Genomic DNA, 20,517 nt, shown 5'->3' on the forward strand with positions numbered 1-20,517 from the left:
AGAACGCCGTGAGTAATACGCCAAAAGGCCCGGCTTCGGGCGAGCATTCCAGTGGTAAGGACGAATTGGGGTTCGATCCCGATTCGCCGGATGTGTCGGATCCGCAGGTGGATCCGGTAGGGCCGGCGATTGCGCCGTTGGATAAGGACAAAAAAGGCAAGGATGAAAAAAAGCCGCCCTATGATCCATTGGGCGACTTGAAGCCATAAAGCGAGCCCCGCCCATGTGCGGGGCTTTCGTTTACTTGGGCGCTATCCAAGTGACGTCGGTAATCCCGAATTTCTCCGCCCACGGTCGAGTCGTCTTCTTCACCTGCTCATGCCCGACCCGCCCCACGCGGCTCACATGCGCGATATCGGCATCCACCGCCGCCCAGTGCCAGGCCTCGGCGTTGTTCATCACTTCGGCGCGCACCACAAAGGATTTCGGTTTGCCGTGCAGCTGGTAATTGATGGTGTAGATTTTTGCGGTACTCATGTTGCCTCCCTGTGTTGTTATAGATGGATAGGGCAGCGTTCTAAAAGGTTCATTCAAAATGACAATCTGCTCGTTGGCGCGGCATAGTGTCGCCTTTATCCCGTGCCGAAGGATTGCGCCATGTCACTGCTGACCCATAGCCGCCTCTACCTGCAACGCCTGGGCTATGACTCGCCGCCAGCGCCGAGCCTGCGCACCTTGCAGGATCTGCAACTGCGCCATGTGTGCAGCTTTGCCTTCGAGAACCTCTCCAGCCTGATGCGCTTGCCGGTGCCTATCGACCTGGCCAGCGTCGAGCAAAAAGTGCTGTTGGAGGGGCGGGGCGGTTATTGCTATGAGTTGAACCAGATGTTCCTGGCGCTGTTGCAGGAGCTCGGTTTTGATGCTCGCGGCATCACGGGGCGGGTGGTGATGGGTGGGCCGCCGGATGCGCGCACGGCGCGTACCCATCGTTTGAGCCTGGTGACCCTGGATGGCGTGCGTTACATCACCGACGTCGGCTTCGGCGGCATGGTGCCCAGCAGCCCGTTGCTGTTGGACACCGAGGTGGTGCAGGCCACCGCGCACGAACCCTATCGCGTGACCTTCGACGGGCACGACAGTTACACCCTGTGGGTGCAAGTGGCCAATGAATGGCGTGGGTTGTATGTGTTCGATCTGCAAGTGCAGGCGACCATCGATTATGAAATCGGCAACTGGTATGTCTCCACCCACCCGGACTCGGTCTTCGTCGGCCAGTTGAAAGTCGCGCGGTTGGCTGCGGGTGAGCGTCATACCCTGAACAACGCCAACTATGCAATTCACTACCTGGACCGGCCGAGTGAAAAGCGCACCCTCGTCAGTGCCGATGAGGTGCTGCAGCTGTTGACTGAAGTCTTCGGGATTTGCGTGCCGGTCAGGGCGGCACTGCGGACTGCCCTTGATGGCTTGACAGTGCCGAATTCATAGAAGCATTGAGATAGAGCCTTCGCTGAACCGTTTTACCTCCAAATTAGCGCAAATTAATTCGAACCTTTGGCATCCACCGGGGTTCGAACCGGTTCCTGAATAATTTGCTCACCAAACAAGGAGATGTAAAACGATGTCCAAGCTATTCGGAAAATTCCTCAAGGGTTCCTCGCTGCTGGCGCTGGTTGCTGCGCCTGCCGCGGTGTTTGCCGCACCGTCCACCGACCCGATTTCTACCTTCGGGATCCAGGGCAGCTACAACGATTTCAAATTCGAAGACGGCAGCGAAAGCGACAAGAGCCACATGCCTGAAGCTGGCCTGTTCTACAACTTCGGCAATAAGCTCACCGCTGAATCCGGCTTTATCTACCAGGCCGGTATCGAAGCCAAGTACGGTGAAAAGAGCGACAACAAACTGAAGGAAGGCCAGGCTGACCTGGACCTCGGTTGGCGTGCCGCGCTGGATGCGCGCAACTTTGTCGACGTGATCGTCGGCGGTGGCTACAGCTGGACGCGCTACGAGCCAGAGATCAACGACCTCGACGTGAAACTTACCAACAAGTCGCCGTTCGCCAAGGCGGCCCTGGGCTACAACCACCAGTTCGATGACATGACCCTGCGTGTCGAAGCGGGCGCCCGTCGCACTATCGACGGCCGCACCAAGCTCAAGGTGGAAGATTTTGGCAGCGACACCGTGGACCTCAAGGACCGCACCAACCCTTACGCCGAAGTCAGCTTGCTGATGAACCAGAAAGGCGACCTGCCGGTGGTCGCGGGCCTGTACTACACCCGCACCGAGTATAAGCTTGACGGTAATTCCGAGGTGGCCGACAACACCAAGCTCAAGCGTGATGAGTACGGGTTCAAGGTCGGTATCGCGTTCTGATACCGTTGCAATGGAAAACGCCCCGAATGTTCGGGGCGTTTTTTTTGGGGACAATTGCAGATCAACCCAACGCAGCAAGTTGTGCCACGGTCTCAGGAAAACGCGCCACCAGGCGAATCAGGGTGGCGGCCTGGGCATTTGGTTTAGCCCGGCCTTGCTCCCAGTTCTCCAGCGTACGCGTGTTGGTGCGCAGGTACATGGCGAAGACGGCACGGGAGAGGTTGAGCTGTTGACGCACGGCGACCACTTCCTCTGCGGTGAGCGGCTCCAGGTTGTTGAGATGAACCTTGTGGGTCCGCAGGGTGACTTTGCCTTGGCGTTCGCTTGTCAGGGCGTCGAAGCCTTCGACCAGTTCGGAAAAGATTTCACGTTTCATGATGTGTTCTCGCTTTGATTTCCCTGTCCAGCATGTGTTTTAGGGCTTTTTTGTGCTGTGGCGTCAGGTCGTCCTGTTCGTGTTTGCCGTACAGGGTGAATAACCAGAATTGCGTGCCGCCTGACCACCCGTAGTAAATGACCCGCAGGCCACCGCGCTGGCCTTTGTTGCGTCGTTCGTCGACAAAGCGAACCTAGCGTAACCCGCCTGTTCCCTCGATCACGTCTCCCGCTTCCGGGTTCTTCATCAACGCCTGTTGAAAACCGTGGAAAAGCTCGTCACTCAGATAGTCCTTGCGATGCCGCTCGAAGGCCGGCAGTTCGATAAATAGAGCATCCATGTTCTGTACGTAGCCTGCGTATAGTTTGGTGGCCCGCGCGCCTTGGGTCAAGTGACCTTGCTGTGGGAACTTTCCTAGAACGCAAACACCATACGGCGGCCTCCATCGGGTAGATGCCAGATAAGGAGGCAGCTGGAGGAGGACATTTCCGTGAGCAGGGGAGGGTAAAAGCACCGGCCCCAGAAACGCAAAACGGCGCCCGAAGGCGCCGTTTTGTTTACCGCATCCGCTAAGCGATCAAACGCCCAGCACCGCGTGCTGCACCAGGGTGAGCAACGGTTGTGGGTACACGCCCAGGAAGAACGCGAGCAGGGCGATGGCCAGCAGCATGACGCCACCGGCTTTCTGTTCCCAGTGCAACTCGGCATCCACACGGCGCAGGTTTGGCTCGATCAGGTACAGGGTGACCATCACGCGCAGGTAGTAGAACACGCCGATGGCGCTGCCCAGTACCAGGGAGGCAACCAACCACCATTCGTGGGCTTCAACACCGGTAGCGACGATGTAGAACTTGCCGATGAAGCCCGCCGTCAGCGGAATACCGGCCAGGGACAGCATCATCACGGTCAGTACGGCAGTCAGGTATGGACGGCGCCAGAACAGGCCGCGGTATTCATACAGGGCGTCGGCGTCACGGCCTTTGAACGGCGAGGACATCAGCGTGATCACGCCGAATGCGCCAAGGCTCGTGATCACGTAGGTGACCAGGTACACGCCCATGGCTTCCACGGCCAGGCCTTTGCTCGCCACCAGGGCGATCAGCAGGTAGCCGAAGTGAGCGATGGACGAGTAACCCAGCAGACGCTTGAGGTTGTTCTGGGTCAGGGCCAGCAGGTTGCCGAACAGGATCGACGCGATGGCGATCACGGTCAGTACGGTGCTCAGCACACCCGTGTTGGCGGCAGGGGAGATCTGAAACAGACGCACCATCACCGCAAACACAGCCACTTTCGACGCAGTGGCCAGGAACGCAGCCACCGGCGCCGGGGCGCCTTCGTACACGTCCGGGGTCCACAAGTGGAAGGGCACCAGCGACAGCTTGAATGCCAGGCCGATCAGCATCATGGCCAGGCCCAGTTGGGCAATCGGCGCAGGCATGCTGGTGGCCGCCAGGGCGTGACCGATACCGGTGAAGCTCAGGTTGCCAGCTTCTGCATAGAGCAGGGCCATACCGAACAACAGGAACGCCGAACCGGCAGCCGACAGCACCATGTACTTGATGCCGGCTTCCAGGGAGCGCTTGTTGAAGAAGGCGTAGGCCACCAGGCCGTAAGTCGGGATCGACAGCAGTTCCAGGCCGATGAACAGGCCCGCCAGGTGCTGCGCGCTGACCAGCACGATGCCGCCGGCCGCAGCCAGCAGGATCAGCAGGTACAGCTCTTCGCGGTTGCCTGGGTAACCGGTACCGCCTTCGCCAAGGTAGGCGTGGGCGAGGGTGACACAGGCCAGGGTCGCGACCAGGATCAGCGCGATGTACAGCAGTGCGAAGTCATCCACCATCATCAATGGCGTTACCGCCAGAGGCGCGACCTTGAGGGCCGGGATGATCGACAGCAGGGCCAGGTTGAGACCGGCACAGGACAGCAGGAACGTTTGCGAGTGATTGCGGCGCCAGGCGATCGCCAGCATCACCACCACGATGGTAAGGCTGGTAATCAGCAGCGGCGCAAGCGCGATAAAGTGTTGGATCGTGAATTCCATAGCGCTCTTACCGGGCCGAAGCGAGTTGAGAGAAGGCGGTGCCGAACCACTGCTGCACGCCATGCATCGTCGCGGCAGAAGTGTCCAGGAACGGTTGCGGGTACACGCCGATGTAAATCAGCAGCACCGCAAGGCCGAGCACCATGATCAGTTCGCGAGCATCCATCCCTTGCAGGACGGTGTCGGACTTGGCCGGGCCGAAGTAGGCGCGGTGGATCATGATCAGCGAGTAGACCGAACCGAACACCAGGCCGGACGTTGCAATGGCGCTGATCCACGGCGTTTGCACGAAGGCACCCATCAGGATCAGGAACTCGCCGATGAAGTTACCGGTGCCTGGCAAGCCCAGCGACGCGGCGGCGAAGAACAGGCTGATCGCCGGCAGGTACGCGATGCGTGACCACACGCCACCCATTTCACGCATGTCACGGGTGTGCAGGCGCTCGTACAACTGGCCACTCAGGATAAAGAGGGCAGCGGCCGAGACACCGTGGGCCAACATCTGGATCACTGCGCCTTGCAGTGCCAGTTGGCTGCCGGAGTAGATGCCGATCAGTACGAAGCCCATGTGGGAAACGGACGAGAAGGCGATCAGACGCTTGATGTCGGTTTGCGCAAAGGCCAGGAACGCACCGTAGAAGATCCCGATCAGACCGAGGGTCATGGCGATCGGCGCGAATTCGGCCGAGGCATTCGGGAACAGCGGCAGGGCGAAACGCAGCAGGCCGTAGGCAGCGGTTTTCAGCAAGATACCGGCCAGGTCCACGGAGCCGGCGGTCGGCGCCTGGGCGTGAGCGTCAGGCAGCCAGGAGTGGAATGGCACCACCGGCAGCTTCACCGCGAACGCGATGAAGAAGCCCAGCATCAGGATGTACTCGGTGGTCAGCGACATCTTGGTTTTCAACAGGTCGGCGTAGTTGAAGGTAATCACGCCGGTGTTGTTGAAGTTGACCAGTACCAGACCCAGGATCGCCACCAACATGATCAGGCCGGAAGCCTGGGTGAAGATGAAGAACTTGGTCGCTGCGTAGATCCGGGTTTTCTTGCCGTCCGAAGAACTGTGACCCCAGAGCGCGATGAGGAAGTACATCGGCACCAGCATCATTTCCCAGAAGAAGAAGAACATGAACAGGTCAAGGGCGAGGAACACGCCGACGACGCCGCCCAGGATCCACATCAGGTTCAGGTGGAAGAAGCCCACATGACGCTGGATCTCTTTCCAGGAGCAGAGTACCGAGAGGATACCCAGCAGGCCGGTCAGCAGGATCATCAACAGCGACAGGCCGTCGAGGGCCAGGTGCACGTTGATGCCGAAGCGCTGGATCCACACGTGCTTGAATTCAAGCGCGAAGGTGGGATCGACACCCGGTGCCGGAGCAAATGAATAGTCGCCATGGGCCCACAGCCAAAGGCCGAGTGCGAGTTCCAGGGACATGGTCAGCAACGCAATCCAGCGGGGGAGGGTGGCGCCGAAGCGTTCACCCATCCAGCAGAGCAGGCCGCCGATGAAGGGGATCAGGATTAGCCAGGGCAGAATCATGACAGGCTCGTTTCCTTTCGCAAGTTCGCAAAGTTCATATCAGACCGCTACCACGACGATGGCGCCGATCACCAAAACGGCACCTGCCGCCATGGAAGCTGCATACCAACGCAATTGACCCGTCTCGCTGCGGCTCAAGGCGGTGTGACCGGCCTTGGCGGCACGCGGGATCAAACCGATGGTTTGGTCAAGCGGGTCTTTACGCAAAATGTGGCTGATAGCCAGGTAAGGCTTGACGAACAGTTTGTCGTAGATCCAGTCGAAGCCCCAGGCAGCGAACCACCAGGCCGACAGGAAACGGCCAATGCCACTGTTGGCCACGGCTGTCACGAAGCGACGCTTGCCGAGGAACAGCAGGGCCGCCAACAGGATACCGGCGATAGCAATGGCGCCCGACGCGATTTCCAGGCTGTGCTGGGCTTCGCCGCCGGCATGACCGACGCTTTGTGGCAACACACCGTGCAGCGGCGGGGTGATCATGGCGCCAACGAAAGTCGACAGGATGATCAGCACCGACAATGGCAACCAGTGCGAGATGCCGTGACCTGCGTGGGCTTCAGTCTTGGCTTCACCGTGGAAGGTGATGAAGATCAGGCGGAAGGTGTACAGCGAGGTCATGAACGCACCCACCAGGCCTGCATACAGCAGGTTCTGGTTACCGCTGGCAAAGGCTTCCCAGAGGATTTCATCCTTGGAGTAGAAACCGGCGGTCACCAACGGCAGGGCTGCGAGTGCGGCACCACCGACGATGAAGCTGGCGTAGGCCAATGGCAGTTTCTTCCACAGGCCGCCCATCTTGAAGATGTTCTGCTCGTGATGGCAGGCAACGATCACCGCACCGGAAGCAAGGAACAGCAGGGCCTTGAAGAAGGCGTGGGTCATCAGGTGGAAGATCGCCGCGTCCCAGGCGCCAACGCCCAGGGCCAGGAACATGTAGCCGATCTGGCTCATGGTCGAGTAGGCGAGGATCCGCTTGATGTCGGTCTGCACCAGCGCGGCGAAGCCGGCCAGTACCAGGGTCACGCCACCGACGATGCCTACAAGATGCAGGATGTCCGGCGCCAGGGTAAACAGGCCATGGGTACGGGCGATCAGGTAGACACCGGCAGTTACCATGGTTGCCGCGTGGATCAGTGCGGAAACCGGGGTAGGGCCGGCCATCGCGTCCGCCAGCCAGGTTTGCAGTGGCAGTTGCGCGGATTTGCCCACGGCGCCGCCCAGCAGCATCAGGGTGGCCAGGGTGATCCAGAAGTCACCGACCTGGAATTTCTGCGGTGCCAGCACCAGCAGTTCCTGGATGTTCAGCGTGCCCACTTGTTGGAACAGGATGAACAGGCCGATGGCCATGAACACGTCGCCGATGCGGGTGACGATGAACGCCTTGAGTGCCGCGTTACCGTTGTTGCGGTTGCTGTAGTAGAAACCGATCAACAGGTACGAGCACAGGCCCACGCCTTCCCAGCCGAAGTACAGGAACAACAGGTTATCGCCGAGCACCAGGAACAGCATGCTGGCGATAAACAGGTTGGTGTACGAGAAGAAGCGCGAGTAACCCGCTTCACCGCGCATGTACCAGGACGCGAACAGGTGGATCAGGAAGCCCACGCCGACAACCACGCCCAGCATGGTGATCGACAGGCCGTCGACGTAGAGGGCGAAGTTGGGCTTGAAGCCCTCCACCGACATCCACTGCCACAGCACCAGGGTGTAGTGACCGCCTTCCGGCGGCGCCACGTTGAATTGCCAGATGACGTAGGCGGCCACAATGGCCGACAGGCCAATGGAGCCCACGCCGATCAAGGCCGAGAGGTTTTCCGACCAGCGCCCGCGAGAGAACGACAGCAGCAGGAAACCGATCAGGGGGAATACGAAAGTCAGAAAGATCATGTTCATCCGCGCATCTCACTGGCAGCGTCGATATCAAGCGTGTGGAAGCGACGATACAGTTGCAGCAGGATCGCCAGGCCAATGCTGGCCTCGGCGGCTGCCAGGCTGATCACCAGGATGAACATGACTTGTCCATCCGGCTGGCCCCAACGTGCACCCGCAACGATGAACGCGAGTGCCGCGGCGTTCATCATGATTTCCAGGCTCATCAACACGAACAGAATGTTACGGCGGACCATCAGGCCGACCAGGCCAAGGCAGAACAGGATGCCGGCGACCGCCAGACCATGCTCCAAAGGGATAGCAGGCATCGTCATTGCTCCTTGGCTTCGTTGCGGCCCAAGTGGAAGGCGGTGATGGCTGCAGCGAGCAGCAGCATCGAAGCCAGTTCGACCACCAGCAGATACGGGCCGAACAGGCTGATGCCCACGGCTTTCGCGTCTACGGTGGTGTGGCCGATGGCCTGGCCGCTCTGGTGAGCGAACAGCACATACAGCAGTTCACCCAGCAGCAGCGCTGCCAGCACAACCGGGCCGAGCCAGATGCCGGGCTTGAGCCAGACGCGCTCCTGGGCGACCGAAGCCGGCCCCAGGTTGAGCATCATCACCACAAACACGAACAGCACCATGATGGCGCCAGCGTAGGCGATCACTTCCAGTACACCGGCGAACGGTGCGCCGAGGCTGAAGAAGGTCATGGCCACGGCGATCAGCGAAATGATCAGGTAGAGCAGGGCGTGCACGGGGTTGGTGTTGGTGATCACGCGAAGCGTGGACACAACCGCGATACCCGATGCGAAATAGAAAGCGAATTCCATCTTTCTTCCTTAAGGCAGCAAGCTCTTCACGTTGATCGGCTCGGCTTCGTTTTGTGCGGCGCCTTTCGGCTTACCGGCAACGGCCATACCTGCAACACGATAGAAGTTGTAATCAGGGTTTTTACCGGGACCAGAGATCAGCAGATCTTCTTTCTCGTACACCAGGTCCTGACGTTTGAACTCGGCCATCTCGAAATCCGGTGTCAGCTGGATTGCGGTGGTCGGGCAAGCTTCCTCGCAGAGGCCGCAGAAAATGCAGCGCGAGAAGTTGATGCGGAAGAAGTCCGGGTACCAGCGACCGTCTTCGGTTTCAGCTTTCTGCAGGGAGATGCAACCCACCGGGCACGCCACGGCGCAGAGGTTGCAGGCTACGCAACGCTCCTCGCCATCGGGGTCGCGGGTCAGCACGATGCGGCCGCGATAGCGCGGCGGCAGGTACACCGCTTCTTCCGGGTATTGCAGGGTGTCGCGTTTGCGGAAGCCGTGACCGAACACCATCACCAGGCTTCGCAACTGGGTACCGGTACCCTTAACGATGTCGCCAATATATTTGAACATGGGTCAAATCCTCACTGAACCGCGGCCGCTGGCGTGTTCAACAACACAACGGCAGCAGTCACCAGCAAATTGATCAGGGTCAGTGGCAGGCAGAAGCGCCAGCTGAAATCCATCACCTGGTCGTATCGTGGACGCGGAATGGAAGCGCGCAGCAGGATAAACAACATGATGAAGAACGCGGTCTTCAGGAAGAACCAGAAGAACGCCAACTGCGGCAGGATGCCGAATGGACCGTGCCAGCCGCCGAAGAACAGCGTGACCAGCAGGGCCGAGATCAAGATGATGCCGATGTACTCACCAACGAAGAACATGCCCCATTTCATGCCGGCGTATTCAATGTGGTAACCGTCGGCCAGTTCCTGTTCCGCTTCCGGCTGGTCGAACGGGTGACGGTGAGTCACGGCGACGCCAGCGATGAAGAAGGTGCAGAAGCCGAAGAACTGCGGAATGATGAACCACAGGTTCTGCGCTTGGTACTCGACGATGTCGCGCATGTTGAACGAGCCGACCTGCACCACGATGCCCATCAGCGCGAGGCCCATGAACACTTCGTAGGACACGGTCTGGGCCGACGCCCGCAAGCTACCCAGCAGGGCGAACTTGTTGTTACTCGACCACCCGGCGAACAGCACCGCGTAGACCGAAAGACCGGCCATGGCGAAGAAGAACAGCAAGCCGATGTTCAGGTCCGCCACGCCCCAGGTCGGGGTGATCGGGATGATCGCGAAGGCGATCAGCAAGGCGCTCATGGCCACGACCGGTGCCAGGGTGAAGATCACCTTGTCGGCAAACGGCGGGGTCCAGTCTTCCTTGAAGAACATTTTCAGCATGTCGGCGGCGATCTGGAACATACCAAACGGGCCAACGCGGTTCGGACCGTAACGGTCCTGCCACCAGCCCAGCAGGCGACGTTCGACGAAGCTGAGCAGGGCGCCCGCGACGACCACGGCCAACAGGATCACGATGGCCTTGACGACCGAGATGATCACGTCGATCACTTCAGGGGTGAACCAGGTCATTGCGCTGCCTCCTGCAGACCGTCAACGGTTTTGCCAAAGATCGCCGGTGGAATACCGGCGAGGCCTTTCGGCAGTGCAACCAGGCCGGCACCCAACTCATCATTGATGCGCAGCGGCAGACGCAGGGTCTGGCCGGCCACGTTCAGGCTGAGCAGGGCCCCGTCGTTGACGCCCAGGCGGTCGGCTTCGGACTTGGCCACGGATACGTAGGCAGTCGGGATACGTTCTTGAACCGGTGCGGCTTTGGACGAAGTCTCTTCGCTGCCGAACAGGTGGAAGAACGGCACAACCTGCCAGGTGCCCTGGGCCGGGTTGAACGGACGCGGTACGGCGGCGAACCAGTTCAACGAGTCGCCCTGGGTTTCGATCAGGCGGGTGCCCGGGTCGCCAGCGCGGATGTGACCACCGACTTCGTCCTGGAACTTGTTCCAGGCCTGCGGCGAGTTCCAGCCCGGCGACCAGGCGAATGGCACCTGCTGACGCGGTTCGGCCGAACCCGAGTAGCCTTCCATGGAGAAGGCGAACGCGGTGTCGTTGTCTTGCGGGGTACGTGGTTCATGCACGCTGATATCGGCACGCATGGCGGTACGACCGGAGTAACGCAGCGGTTCACGGGCCAGTTTCATGCCCTTGATGCGGAACGCGGCGGACGGTGCAGCGTCGACGATACGTGCCAGCTGCGGCGCGCTTGCCGCAGCGGCGGCGGTGACGTGGTCGAGCTGGGTCCAGTCGATCGGCTGGTTCAGCAGGGTCGAGCGCAGGGCATGCAGCCAGCGCCAGCCTTCGTGAACCAGGATGCTGGCGTCCATGTACTTCGGATCGAACACCTGGAAGAAGCGCTGCGCGCGGCCTTCCTGGCTGACCAGGGTACCGTCGCCTTCGGCGAAGGTGGCGGCTGGCAGCACCAGGTGGGCGCGGTCGCTGGTAGCGGTCTTCTGGTGGTCGGCGACGATCAGGACCTTGGCGGCGTCCAGTGCAGCGTCAACCTTGGCGGCATCGGTGCGGGTGTACAGGTCGTTTTCCAGCACCACGATGGCGTCGGCTTTACCGTCGATGACCGCTTGCAGGGCTGCGTCCAGGGACTCGCCGCCAAGCATGGCCAGGCCAAGGCTGTTGGCTTCCGGCACGACCAGGCTGATGGAGCCGTTCTTGTCGCGCAGCTTCAACGCCTTGGCGATGTTGGCAGCGGCTTCGATCAGCGCCTTGGAACCCAGGGAGGTGCCAGCAATGATCAATGGACGCTTGGCTGCCAGCAGGGCGTCGGCGATGCGCTGGGCCAGTTCGACGGCTTCGGTGTCCAGGCCTTCGACAGCCGGTGCGCTGGCGTCGAGGGCGTGGGCCACGGCGAAACCGATGCGGGCCAGGTCGTCTGGTGCTGCGTGTACGCATTCTTCGGCGATGTCGTCGAGCTTGGTTTCAGCCAGGCTGGCGATAAACAACGGGTTCAGCGCGTGCTGGCCGATGTTTTTCACCGCGGCGTCGAGCCAAGGCTGGACGCGCATGGCGTCGGCCATGTCTTCGGCCTTGCCTTTGACCGACTGGCGCAGCGACAGGGCGATGCGGGCGGCGGTCTGGGTCAGGTCTTCACCGAGCACGAAGATGGCGTCGTGGTCTTCGATGTCGCGCATGTTCGGCACGGGCAGCGGGCTGTCGTTCAGCACCTGCAGGACCAGGCGGATGCGCTCCAGCTCACCGGCTTCGATACCGGAGTAGAAGTGCTCGGCACCCACCAGCTCGCGCAACGCGAAGTTGCTTTCGAGGCTGGCGCGCGGCGAACCGATACCAACGATGTTGCGGCCGCGCAACAGCTCGGCGGCTTTATCCAGGGCCTCGTCGGTGCTCAGCTTCGCGCCGCCGGCCAGCAGCGGCTGGCGTGGGCGGTCTTCGCGGTTGACGTAGCCATAGCCGAAACGGCCACGGTCGCACAGGAAGTATTGGTTGACCGAACCGTTGAAGCGGTTTTCGATCCGACGCAGTTCGCCGTAGCGCTCGCCCGGAGAGATGTTGCAACCGCTGGAGCAGCCATGGCAGATGCTCGGGGCGAACTGCATGTCCCATTTACGGTTGTAGCGCTCGGAGTGGGTCTTGTCGGTGAACACACCGGTCGGGCAGACCTCGGTGAGGTTGCCGGAGAACTCGCTTTCGAGCACGCCGTCCTCAACGCGACCGAAGTACACGTTGTCGTGGGCGCCGAAAACGCCAAGGTCGGTGCCGCCGGCGTAGTCCTTATAGAAGCGTACGCAGCGATAGCAGGCGATGCAGCGGTTCATTTCGTGGGAAATGAACGGGCCGAGGTCCTGGTTCTGGTGGGTACGCTTGGTGAAGCGATAACGGCGCTCGTTGTGACCCGTCATCACCGTCATGTCTTGCAGGTGGCAGTGACCGCCTTCCTCACAGACCGGGCAGTCGTGGGGGTGGTTGGTCATCAGCCACTCGACGACACTGGCGCGGAACGCCTTGGATTCTTCATCGTCGATGGAGATCCAGGTGTTGTCGGTGGCTGGGGTCATGCAGGACATGACGATACGACCACGGGTGTCGTTCTCGTCGGTGTATTGCTTGACCGCGCACTGGCGACAGGCACCGACGCTACCAAGCGCGGGGTGCCAGCAGAAATACGGGATGTCGAGGCCTAGTGAGAGACATGCCTGTAACAGGTTGTCTGCCCCATCGACTTCGAGCGCTTTGCCGTCTACGTGGATAGTGGCCATGGTTCAAAGTTCTTCGTTGGCCCGTTGTCAGCGGGCGTGGCTAATGGAATCTTGTTATTCATGGGCATCAACACAGCCTTTACGGCGTCAGCCCATGAGCAGTTGAAGGGCACGGACCCTTCGCCTTTTAAAGCGTTACGCGCCGACTACGATCGGCCTTGCCAGAGGCGGGACGGCGGCGCTGGTAGGCGCGATGCCGGCTTCGAACTCCGAGCGGAAGTATTTGATGGCGCTGCCCAATGGCTCCACGGCGCCCGGTGCGTGAGCACAGAAGGTCTTGCCTGGGCCGAGGAAACCGACCAGGCCCAGCAGGGTTTCGATATCACCCTCGCGGCCTTCGCCGTTTTCCAGGGCCATCAGCAGCTTCACGCTCCAGGGCAGGCCGTCGCGGCATGGGGTGCAGAAGCCGCAGGATTCACGGGCAAAGAACTGCTCCATGTTGCGCAGCAGCGAGACCATGTTCACGGTGTTGTCCACCGCCATCGCCAGGCCGGTACCCATCCGGGTGCCCACCTTGCCGATGCCGCCGGCATACATTTGTGCATCGAGGTGCTCAGGGAGCAGGAAACCGGTACCGGCACCGCCTGGCTGCCAGGCTTTCAAGGTGTAGCCGTCGCGCATGCCGCCGGCGTAGTCCTCGAACAGCTCGCGAGCGGTCACGCCAAACGGCAGTTCCCACAGGCCAGGGTTCTTGACCTTGCCGGAGAAGCCCATGAGCTTGGTGCCCATGTCTTCGCTGCCTTCGCGGGCCAAGGATTTGTACCAGTCCACGCCGTCGGCGATGATCGCCGGCACGTTGCACAGCGTCTCGACGTTGTTCACGCACGTCGGCTTGCCCCACACGCCTACAGCGGCAGGGAAGGGCGGCTTGGAGCGTGGGTTGGCGCGGCGGCCTTCGAGGGAGTTGATCAGTGCGGTTTCTTCACCGCAGATATAACGCCCGGCGCCGGTGTGCACGAACAGCTCGAAGTCGAAACCGGAGCCGAGGATGTTCTTGCCCAGCAGGCCAGCAGCCTTGGCTTCTTCCACGGCACGGTTGAGGTGCTTGGCGGCGGTGGTGTATTCGCCACGCAGGAAGATGTAGCCACGGTAGGTTTTCAGCGCGCGGGCGCTGATCAGCATGCCTTCGATCAGCAGATGGGGCAGTTGCTCCATCAGCATGCGGTCTTTCCAGGTGTTCGGCTCCATTTCATCCGCGTTGCACAGCAGGTAGCGGATGTTGATGGATTCGTCTTTGGGCATCAGGCCCCACTTTACGCCCGTGGGGAAGCCTGCACCGCCGCGGCCTTTGAGGCCGGCGTCTTTCACGGTCTGGACGATGTCGTCCTGGGCCATGTCGGCGAAGGCTTTGCGCGCAGCGGCGTAACCATTCTTGGCCTGGTACTCGTCTAGCCACACGGGCTCGGCATCGTCACGCAGGCGCCAGGTCAGCGGGTGGGTCTCAGGCGAACGCTTGATCAGGTTGGCCGGGCCGAAAGAAGTCAGGGTCATGGGTAGCCCTCGAGCAATTGGGTCACGCCAGCGGGCTGCACGTCACCGAATGTGTCGTCGTCGATCATCAACGCCGGCGCCTTGTCGCAGTTGCCCAGGCAGCACACCGGCAGCAGCGTGAAGCGGCCGTCCGGGGTGGTCTGGCCGAGGCCGATGCCCAGCTTGTTCTGGATTTCGCTGACCACGGATTCGTGGCCGCCGATATAGCAGACCATGCTGTCGCACACGCGAATGATGTGGCGGCCCACTGGCTGACGGAAGATCTGGCTGTAGAACGTGGCTACACCTTCAACGTCGCTGGCAGGGATGCCGAGGATCTCGCCGATGGCGTAGAGGGCGCCGTCCGGCACCCAGCCACGTTCCTTCTGCACGATCTTCAAGGCTTCGATCGACGCCGCGCGCGGGTCTTCGTAGTGATGCAGCTCGTGCTCGATGGCCGAGCGCTCGGTTTCACTGAGGGTGAAACGGTCTGTCTGGATAAGCGTGCTGTTCATGCTTAGCGGTCCACGTCGGCCATAACGAAATCGATACTACCCAGGTACGCAATCAAGTCCGCGACCATCTCGCCTTTGATCACCGAAGGGATCTGCTGCAAGTGGGCAAAGCTTGGGGTACGGATCCGGGTGCGGTAGCTCATGGTGCCGCCATCGCTCGTCAGGTAATAACTGTTGATACCCTTGGTCGCTTCGATCATCTGGAAGGATTCGTTGGCCGGCATGACCGGGCCCCACGAAACTTGCAGGAAGTGCGTGATCAGGGTTTCGATGTGCTGCAGCGTGCGCTCTTTCGGCGGCGGCGTGGTCAGCGGGTGATCCGCTTTGTACGGGCCGGCCGGCATGTTGCGCATGCATTGCTCGATGATCTTCAGGCTCTGGCGCATTTCTTCGACGCGCACGATGCAGCGGTCGTAGGCATCGCCATTGGCCGCCAACGGGACTTCGAATTCGAAGTTCTCGTAGCCCGAGTACGGGCGCGCTTTACGCAGGTCGAAATCGCAGCCGGTGGAGCGCAGGCCAGCACCGGTGACACCCCATTCCAGGGCCTCTTTGGTGTTGTACTGGGCGACGCCGATGGTACGGCCCTTGAGGATGCTGTTATCCAGCGCAGCCTTTTGGTACTCGTCCAGACGCTTGGGCATCCAGTCGATGAATTCCTTGACCAGGCGATCCCAGCCATTCGGCAGGTCGTGGGCCACGCCGCCGATGCGGTACCAGGCCGGGTGCAGGCGGAAACCGGTGATGGCTTCGATGACCTTGTAGGCGCGCTGACGGTCGGTGAACGTGAAAAACACCGGGGTCATGGCGCCGACGTCCTGGATATAGGTCCCCAGGAACAGCAGGTGACTGGTGATCCGGAAGAACTCGGCCATCATGATGCGGATGGTGTCGACGCGGTCCGGCACCTTGATGCCAGCGAGTTTCTCGACCGAGAGCACGTACGGCAGATTGTTCATCACGCCGCCGAGGTAGTCGATACGGTCGGTGTACGGGATGAAGCTGTGCCACGACTGACGCTCGGCCATCTTCTCGGCACCACGGTGGTGGTAGCCGATGTCCGGTACGCAGTCGACGATTTCTTCGCCGTCCAGTTGCAGGATGATACGGAAGGCGCCGTGGGCCGAAGGGTGGTTCGGGCCCAGGTTGAGGAACATGTAGTCCTCGTTGGTGCCGGAGCGTTTCATGCCCCAGTCTTCCGGACGGAAACGCGCCGCTTCCTCTTCAAGCTGTTGCTTGGCAAGGTTGAGGCTGAACGGATCGAATTCGGTGGCGCGGGCAGGGAAGTCCTTGCGCAGCGGGTGACCTTCCCAGGTGGGCGGCATCATGATGCGTGTCAGGTGCGGGTGGCCGGGGAAGTCGATGCCGAACATGTCCCAGACTTCACGCTCGTACCAGCTGGCGTTCGGCCAGATACCGGTCACGGTCGGGATGCTCAAGTCGCTTTCCGACAGGGCGACCTTGATCATCACGTCGCTGTTACGTTCCAGCGACATCAGGTGGTAGAACACGGTGAAATCGGCGCCGCTCGGCAAGCCTTGGCGCTTGGTGCGCAGACGCTCGTCCACGCCATGCAGGTCATAGAGCATGACGTACGGCTTGGGCAAGTTGCGCAGGAAGGTCAGGACTTCGACAAGCTTGGCACGCGCGACCCACAACACCGGCATACCGGTGCGTGTGGCCTGGGCGGTGAAGGCGTCAGGGCCAAAACGGTTATTGAGTTCGACGACCACATCCTGGTCGTCTGCCTTATAAGGCGGGATGTACAGAGCACTGCCTGTAGTCATGGTTTTTTATCGCTTTCGGTCAACGTAAAGAATGAAGCCAGGTTTTCGTTCTATAAAAGAATCGGTGCTGGATCAGACTTCGTCGGGGCTGCGCAGGTTGGTGACCTGAATACGCTGTTCGCGGCGCTGTTCCTTTTGTGACGGCATCTCGGCGCGGTAAACGCCTTGATCTCCGACAACCCAGGAAAGTGGGCGACGCTCCTTGCCAATCGATTCCTGCAACAGCATCAAGCCTTGCAGAAATGCTTCAGGGCGGGGCGGGCAGCCAGGCACGTAGACGTCCACGGGCAGGAACTTGTCCACCCCTTGAACAACGGAGTAGATGTCGTACATGCCACCGGAGTTGGCGCACGAACCCATGGAGATAACCCACTTCGGCTCGAGCATTTGCTCGTAGAGACGCTGAATGATCGGCGCCATCTTGATAAAGCAGGTTCCGGCGATAACCATGAAATCCGCCTGACGCGGTGATGCCCGGATAACTTCGGCGCCAAAGCGCGCGATGTCGTGGGGCGCCGTGAAGGCGGTGGTCATTTCCACGTAGCAGCACGAAAGACCAAAGTTGTACGGCCACAGGGAGTTCTTACGTCCCCAGTTGACCGCGCCACTCAGCACGTCTTCCAGCTTGCCCATGTAGATGTTTTTGTGGACTTGGTCTTCTAACGGGTCGGAAACGGTTTCCCGTTCGCCGATGGGGTACTGCTCGTTAGGAGCATCCGGGTCGATCCTGGTGAGATTGTATTGCATCGCCAAAGCCTCATTGTTTCAGCTTCGCTTGCCGCTTACGACGAGCTTCCGGAGCCCAGTCAAGGGCGCCCACTCGAAATAGGTAGACAAGGCCTGCCAACAGAATTGCTATGAAAACGAGGGCTTCGACGAATCCGGTCCAGCCGCTTTCGCGGACGGACACAGACCAGGCAAAGAGAAAGAGGGCTTCGATATCGAAGATCACGAACAGCATCGCGACCAGATAGAATTTGGCTGAGAGCCGCAAGCGGGCGCCACCTGTAGGCAGCATGCCGGACTCGAACGGTTCATTTTTGCTGCGGCCCCAGGCTTTTGACCCGAGGAGGCTGGAGACGCCGAGCATGAAGGCGCAGAGGCCGACAACACCGAGGAGGAAAATGGCAAAGCCCCAGTTGTGGGCCATGAGTCCTGTCGCTTCGGTCATGCTGGAAATCCTTAACAGAGAGCAAAGGTCTCTGAGCTCGAAAAAGTAACGATGCAGTGACGATATGTCGCACTGCAATCAATCGCGGTGATTTTATGGCTAAACACCGGGCAAGTAAAATTCCTATGGCGAAATTATTCGATGGAATAAGGACATAGTGCACCTTCTTGGGGCTGTAGCCCTTATGGTGTGGGCATTAGCGGGCTTTTGAACAATTAAGTTTTGTTTCAACTGTAACGAAGTTTTCACGCGCCAAATGATAATGACTATTGTTTGCATGGGGTTTAAGCGAATGTTTCTCGTGTGGCGCGGGAAGTTGTTGTTACTTGCTTGAAGGGCGCTTAGTTGTCGACGGGGATCTTTTAACCGATTTGATTCAGGTGAATACCGCTCTGGATCAATGTTTTGCACAAAATCTTCAGGTTGGACGCTTTCCCCTGTGGGGGCGGGCTTGCTCGCGAAAGCGGTGTGCCAGGAAAACATGTGCTGACTGAGCCAGTGCTTTCGCGAGCAAGCCCGCCCCCACATTTTGACTTTTTATTGTCAGGGGGGATTTTCAGAAAACAAAAAAAACGCCCCGAACCAGTCGGGGCGTGATTGTCGTGCGGCACTGCGGTTAGGTCTTCCTTGGGGCCGCAGTGGCCGTGTACGCGGTGCTTAGTGGAACTGCTCTTCTTCGGTCGAACCGGTCAGCGCGGTCACGGACGAGGTGCCGCCCTGGATCACGGTAGTCATGTCGTCGAAATAGCCGGTGCCCACTTCCTGCTGGTGAGCCACGAAGGTGTAACCCTTGGCGGCGTCAGCGAACTCCTGCTCCTGCAGCTTCACGTAGGCCGTCATGTCGTTGCGGGCGTAGTCATGCGCCAGGTTGAACATGCTGTGCCACATGTTGTGAATGCCGGCCAGGGTGATGAACTGGTGCTTGTAGCCCATGGCGGACAGTTCGCGCTGGAACTTGGCGATGGTCGCGTCGTCCAGGTTTTTCTTCCAGTTGAAGGAAGGCGAGCAGTTGTAGGACAGCAGTTGGTCCGGGTATTCCTTCTTGATGGCTTCGGCGAAACGACGCGCTTCGTCCAGGTCCGGCTTGGCGGTTTCGCACCAGATCAGGTCGGCGTACGGCGCGTAGGCCAGGCCACGGGCAATCGCTTGGTCCAGGCCGGCACGTACCTTGTAGAAACCTTCCTGGGTGCGCTCGCCGGTCACGAATGGCTGGTCGTAAGGGTCGCAGTCCGACGTCAGCAGGTCAGCGGCGTTGGCGTCGGTACGGGCCAGGATGATGGTCGGTGTACCGGCAACGTCAGCGGCCAGGCGGGCAGCGGTCAACTTCTGTACGGCTTCCTGGGTAGGAACCAGTACCTTGCCGCCCATGTGGCCGCATTTTTTCACTGAAGCCAGTTGGTCTTCGAAGTGCACACCGGCGGCGCCTGCCTCGATCATGCTCTTCATCAGTTCGTAGGCGTTCAGCACGCCGCCGAAGCCGGCTTCAGCGTCAGCCACGATAGGTGCGAAGTAATCGATGTAGCCTTCGTCGCCTGGGTTCTTGCCGGCTTTCCACTGGATCTGGTCGGCACGACGGAACGAGTTGTTGATGCGCTTGACCACGGTTGGCACAGAGTCCACCGGGTACAGCGATTGGTCGGGGTACATGGATTCAGCGGAGTTGTTGTCCGCCGCCACTTGCCAGCCGGACAGGTAGATCGCCTGGATGCCGGCTTTCACCTGTTGCACTGCCTGGCCGCCAGTGAGGGCGCCCATGCAGTTGACGAAATCTTTGTCGGGACGGAAGGAAGGCTTGGCACCTTGGGTCACCAGGTTCCACAGCTTCTCGGCGCCGAGTTTTGCAAAGGTGTGCTCAGGTTGAACCGAGCCACGCAGGCGGACGACGTCAGCAGCGGAATAAGCGCGGGTCACGCCTTTCCAGCGTGGGTTTTCAGCCCAGTCTTTTTCGAGGGCTGCAATTTGCTGTTCGCGTGTCAGTGCCATGGAAGTAAACCTCGTCGCGTCTTCTTGTGGTGGAAAAATCCATTTGCCAGCCCTGCATTCACATGCGTGGGCAGGGCTGCTCGCTGACCAGAAGCTTAGGCGGTCATGGCGGGTCTGGCGGGGAATGCGACGGGGTGAACGATTGGCGAGAGAGGCGGTAGGTAATGGCGGGCCGCGAACAGTCTGAGGGCGTCGTGGGCCCTTGGGTGTTCAACAGCGTGTAGCCGGGTTACCTGGTTAGCTTCCGTCCCTCGGGACAACTTCGTTCCAGTCGCAACCTCGTCAAACACGCCTTGTGGGCGGTACAGACACGAATCGGCTCAGGTGGGTA

19 protein-coding genes and 1 pseudogene are annotated in these 20,517 nt (G+C 60.2%); 3 read left to right on the top strand and 17 right to left on the bottom strand.

Annotated features, from left to right (window positions below; translation table 11 throughout):
• Positions 1–8: 8 nt before the first annotated feature.
• Positions 9–209 (top strand): DUF6021 family protein, encoded by a 201-nt coding sequence (locus tag AB4O08_RS23865; protein WP_010209565.1) that lies wholly within the window; start codon positions 9–11, stop codon positions 207–209.
• 31 nt (positions 210–240) lie between these two features.
• On the opposite strand, the gene AB4O08_RS23870 is transcribed toward AB4O08_RS23865, so the two are convergent.
• Positions 241–477: a DUF6555 family protein gene (locus tag AB4O08_RS23870; RefSeq protein ID WP_010209566.1), complete on the bottom strand. Its 237-nt coding sequence runs from the start codon at positions 475–477 to the stop codon at positions 241–243.
• A 120-nt stretch (positions 478–597) separates the two neighbouring features.
• On the opposite strand from AB4O08_RS23870, the gene AB4O08_RS23875 reads away from it, so the two are divergent.
• Entirely contained in the window at positions 598–1,425 is an 828-nt protein-coding gene (locus AB4O08_RS23875) for an arylamine N-acetyltransferase family protein (protein ID WP_021492767.1), read from the top strand.
• Between the two features lie 133 nt (positions 1,426–1,558).
• On the top strand, positions 1,559–2,311 hold the full coding sequence (locus tag AB4O08_RS23880; protein ID WP_010209570.1) for an outer membrane beta-barrel protein: 753 nt from the start codon (positions 1,559–1,561) through the stop codon (positions 2,309–2,311).
• Positions 2,312–2,372: 61 nt separating this feature from the next.
• Here the strand turns inward: AB4O08_RS23880 and AB4O08_RS23885 are convergent, their stop codons facing one another.
• The 16 genes and pseudogenes from AB4O08_RS23885 to aceA all read right to left on the bottom strand — a co-directional run bounded on the left by AB4O08_RS23885 (position 2,373) and on the right by aceA (position 20,186).
• Complete coding sequence (locus AB4O08_RS23885) at positions 2,373–2,687, bottom strand: helix-turn-helix domain-containing protein (protein WP_045791932.1); 315 nt, start codon at positions 2,685–2,687, stop codon at positions 2,373–2,375.
• Positions 2,677–3,027 (bottom strand): annotated as a pseudogene (locus tag AB4O08_RS23890) (toxin). The gene AB4O08_RS23885 and the pseudogene AB4O08_RS23890 overlap by 11 nt, the downstream one beginning before the upstream one ends.
• A gap of 237 nt (positions 3,028–3,264) precedes the next feature.
• The gene (gene nuoN, locus AB4O08_RS23895; protein ID WP_012724956.1) at positions 3,265–4,728 is read right to left on the bottom strand and encodes an NADH-quinone oxidoreductase subunit NuoN; all 1,464 of its coding nucleotides are present in this window, start codon (positions 4,726–4,728) and stop codon (positions 3,265–3,267) included.
• 7 nt (positions 4,729–4,735) lie between these two features.
• Positions 4,736–6,268: an NADH-quinone oxidoreductase subunit M gene (nuoM, locus tag AB4O08_RS23900; protein WP_010209575.1), complete on the bottom strand. Its 1,533-nt coding sequence runs from the start codon at positions 6,266–6,268 to the stop codon at positions 4,736–4,738.
• A gap of 39 nt (positions 6,269–6,307) precedes the next feature.
• Positions 6,308–8,161 (bottom strand): NADH-quinone oxidoreductase subunit L, encoded by a 1,854-nt coding sequence (gene nuoL, locus AB4O08_RS23905; protein ID WP_021492765.1) that lies wholly within the window; start codon positions 8,159–8,161, stop codon positions 6,308–6,310.
• Entirely contained in the window at positions 8,158–8,466 is a 309-nt protein-coding gene (gene nuoK, locus AB4O08_RS23910) for an NADH-quinone oxidoreductase subunit NuoK (RefSeq protein ID WP_003174727.1), read from the bottom strand. Before nuoK ends, nuoL begins: the two co-directional genes overlap by 4 nt.
• A 2-nt stretch (positions 8,467–8,468) precedes the next feature.
• Entirely contained in the window at positions 8,469–8,972 is a 504-nt protein-coding gene (gene nuoJ, locus AB4O08_RS23915) for an NADH-quinone oxidoreductase subunit J (protein ID WP_003174726.1), read from the bottom strand.
• A 9-nt stretch (positions 8,973–8,981) separates the two neighbouring features.
• Entirely contained in the window at positions 8,982–9,530 is a 549-nt protein-coding gene (gene nuoI / locus AB4O08_RS23920; RefSeq protein WP_003174725.1) for an NADH-quinone oxidoreductase subunit NuoI, read from the bottom strand.
• 11 nt (positions 9,531–9,541) lie between these two features.
• Positions 9,542–10,549 (bottom strand): NADH-quinone oxidoreductase subunit NuoH, encoded by a 1,008-nt coding sequence (gene nuoH / locus AB4O08_RS23925; RefSeq protein WP_003174724.1) that lies wholly within the window; start codon positions 10,547–10,549, stop codon positions 9,542–9,544.
• Positions 10,546–13,260 (bottom strand): NADH-quinone oxidoreductase subunit NuoG, encoded by a 2,715-nt coding sequence (gene nuoG, locus AB4O08_RS23930; protein WP_010209579.1) that lies wholly within the window; start codon positions 13,258–13,260, stop codon positions 10,546–10,548. The genes nuoH and nuoG overlap by 4 nt, the downstream gene beginning before the upstream one ends.
• Before the next feature lie 135 nt (positions 13,261–13,395).
• A complete protein-coding gene (nuoF, locus tag AB4O08_RS23935) occupies positions 13,396–14,751 on the bottom strand; it encodes an NADH-quinone oxidoreductase subunit NuoF (protein ID WP_003174722.1) in 1,356 nt (451 codons plus the stop codon).
• Positions 14,748–15,245: an NADH-quinone oxidoreductase subunit NuoE gene (gene nuoE / locus AB4O08_RS23940; protein ID WP_003174721.1), complete on the bottom strand. Its 498-nt coding sequence runs from the start codon at positions 15,243–15,245 to the stop codon at positions 14,748–14,750. Before nuoE ends, nuoF begins: the two co-directional genes overlap by 4 nt.
• Before the next feature lie 2 nt (positions 15,246–15,247).
• Positions 15,248–17,032, bottom strand: coding sequence for an NADH-quinone oxidoreductase subunit C/D (gene nuoC / locus AB4O08_RS23945; protein WP_021492763.1), 1,785 nt, complete (start codon positions 17,030–17,032; stop codon positions 15,248–15,250).
• A gap of 72 nt (positions 17,033–17,104) precedes the next feature.
• Positions 17,105–17,779: a NuoB/complex I 20 kDa subunit family protein gene (locus AB4O08_RS23950; RefSeq protein ID WP_003219572.1), complete on the bottom strand. Its 675-nt coding sequence runs from the start codon at positions 17,777–17,779 to the stop codon at positions 17,105–17,107.
• Positions 17,780–17,789: 10 nt separating this feature from the next.
• Positions 17,790–18,203 carry an NADH-quinone oxidoreductase subunit A gene (locus tag AB4O08_RS23955; RefSeq protein ID WP_003219575.1) on the bottom strand — a complete coding sequence of 138 codons (414 nt, stop codon included), beginning with the start codon at positions 18,201–18,203 and terminating at the stop codon, positions 17,790–17,792.
• Positions 18,204–18,860: 657 nt separating this feature from the next.
• On the bottom strand, positions 18,861–20,186 hold the full coding sequence (gene aceA / locus AB4O08_RS23960) for an isocitrate lyase (protein ID WP_003174717.1): 1,326 nt from the start codon (positions 20,184–20,186) through the stop codon (positions 18,861–18,863).
• Positions 20,187–20,517 lie beyond the last annotated feature (331 nt).

The sequence above is a fragment of the Pseudomonas sp. H3_E07 genome, assembly GCF_054668895.1.

Bases quoted from the DNA above. Each gene is read 5' to 3' on its own strand.
- nuoK (WP_003174727.1), bottom strand. From the start codon at position 8,466: ATGCCTGCTATCCCTTTGGAGCATGGTCTGGCGGTCGCCGGCATCCTG.
- AB4O08_RS23880 (WP_010209570.1), top strand. From the start codon at position 1,559: ATGTCCAAGCTATTCGGAAAATTCCTCAAGGGTTCCTCGCTGCTGGCG.
- nuoI (WP_003174725.1), bottom strand. From the start codon at position 9,530: ATGTTCAAATATATTGGCGACATCGTTAAGGGTACCGGTACCCAGTTG.
- AB4O08_RS23870 (WP_010209566.1), bottom strand. From the start codon at position 477: ATGAGTACCGCAAAAATCTACACCATCAATTACCAGCTGCACGGCAAA.
- AB4O08_RS23875 (WP_021492767.1), top strand. From the start codon at position 598: ATGTCACTGCTGACCCATAGCCGCCTCTACCTGCAACGCCTGGGCTAT.
- nuoE (WP_003174721.1), bottom strand. From the start codon at position 15,245: ATGAACAGCACGCTTATCCAGACAGACCGTTTCACCCTCAGTGAAACC.
- nuoL (WP_021492765.1), bottom strand. From the start codon at position 8,161: ATGAACATGATCTTTCTGACTTTCGTATTCCCCCTGATCGGTTTCCTG.
- nuoN (WP_012724956.1), bottom strand. From the start codon at position 4,728: ATGGAATTCACGATCCAACACTTTATCGCGCTTGCGCCGCTGCTGATT.
- nuoH (WP_003174724.1), bottom strand. From the start codon at position 10,549: ATGACCTGGTTCACCCCTGAAGTGATCGACGTGATCATCTCGGTCGTC.
- AB4O08_RS23950 (WP_003219572.1), bottom strand. From the start codon at position 17,779: ATGCAATACAATCTCACCAGGATCGACCCGGATGCTCCTAACGAGCAG.
- AB4O08_RS23955 (WP_003219575.1), bottom strand. From the start codon at position 18,203: ATGACCGAAGCGACAGGACTCATGGCCCACAACTGGGGCTTTGCCATT.
- nuoF (WP_003174722.1), bottom strand. From the start codon at position 14,751: ATGACCCTGACTTCTTTCGGCCCGGCCAACCTGATCAAGCGTTCGCCT.
- nuoJ (WP_003174726.1), bottom strand. From the start codon at position 8,972: ATGGAATTCGCTTTCTATTTCGCATCGGGTATCGCGGTTGTGTCCACG.
- AB4O08_RS23885 (WP_045791932.1), bottom strand. From the start codon at position 2,687: ATGAAACGTGAAATCTTTTCCGAACTGGTCGAAGGCTTCGACGCCCTG.
- nuoG (WP_010209579.1), bottom strand. From the start codon at position 13,260: ATGGCCACTATCCACGTAGACGGCAAAGCGCTCGAAGTCGATGGGGCA.
- nuoC (WP_021492763.1), bottom strand. From the start codon at position 17,032: ATGACTACAGGCAGTGCTCTGTACATCCCGCCTTATAAGGCAGACGAC.
- nuoM (WP_010209575.1), bottom strand. From the start codon at position 6,268: ATGATTCTGCCCTGGCTAATCCTGATCCCCTTCATCGGCGGCCTGCTC.
- aceA (WP_003174717.1), bottom strand. From the start codon at position 20,186: ATGGCACTGACACGCGAACAGCAAATTGCAGCCCTCGAAAAAGACTGG.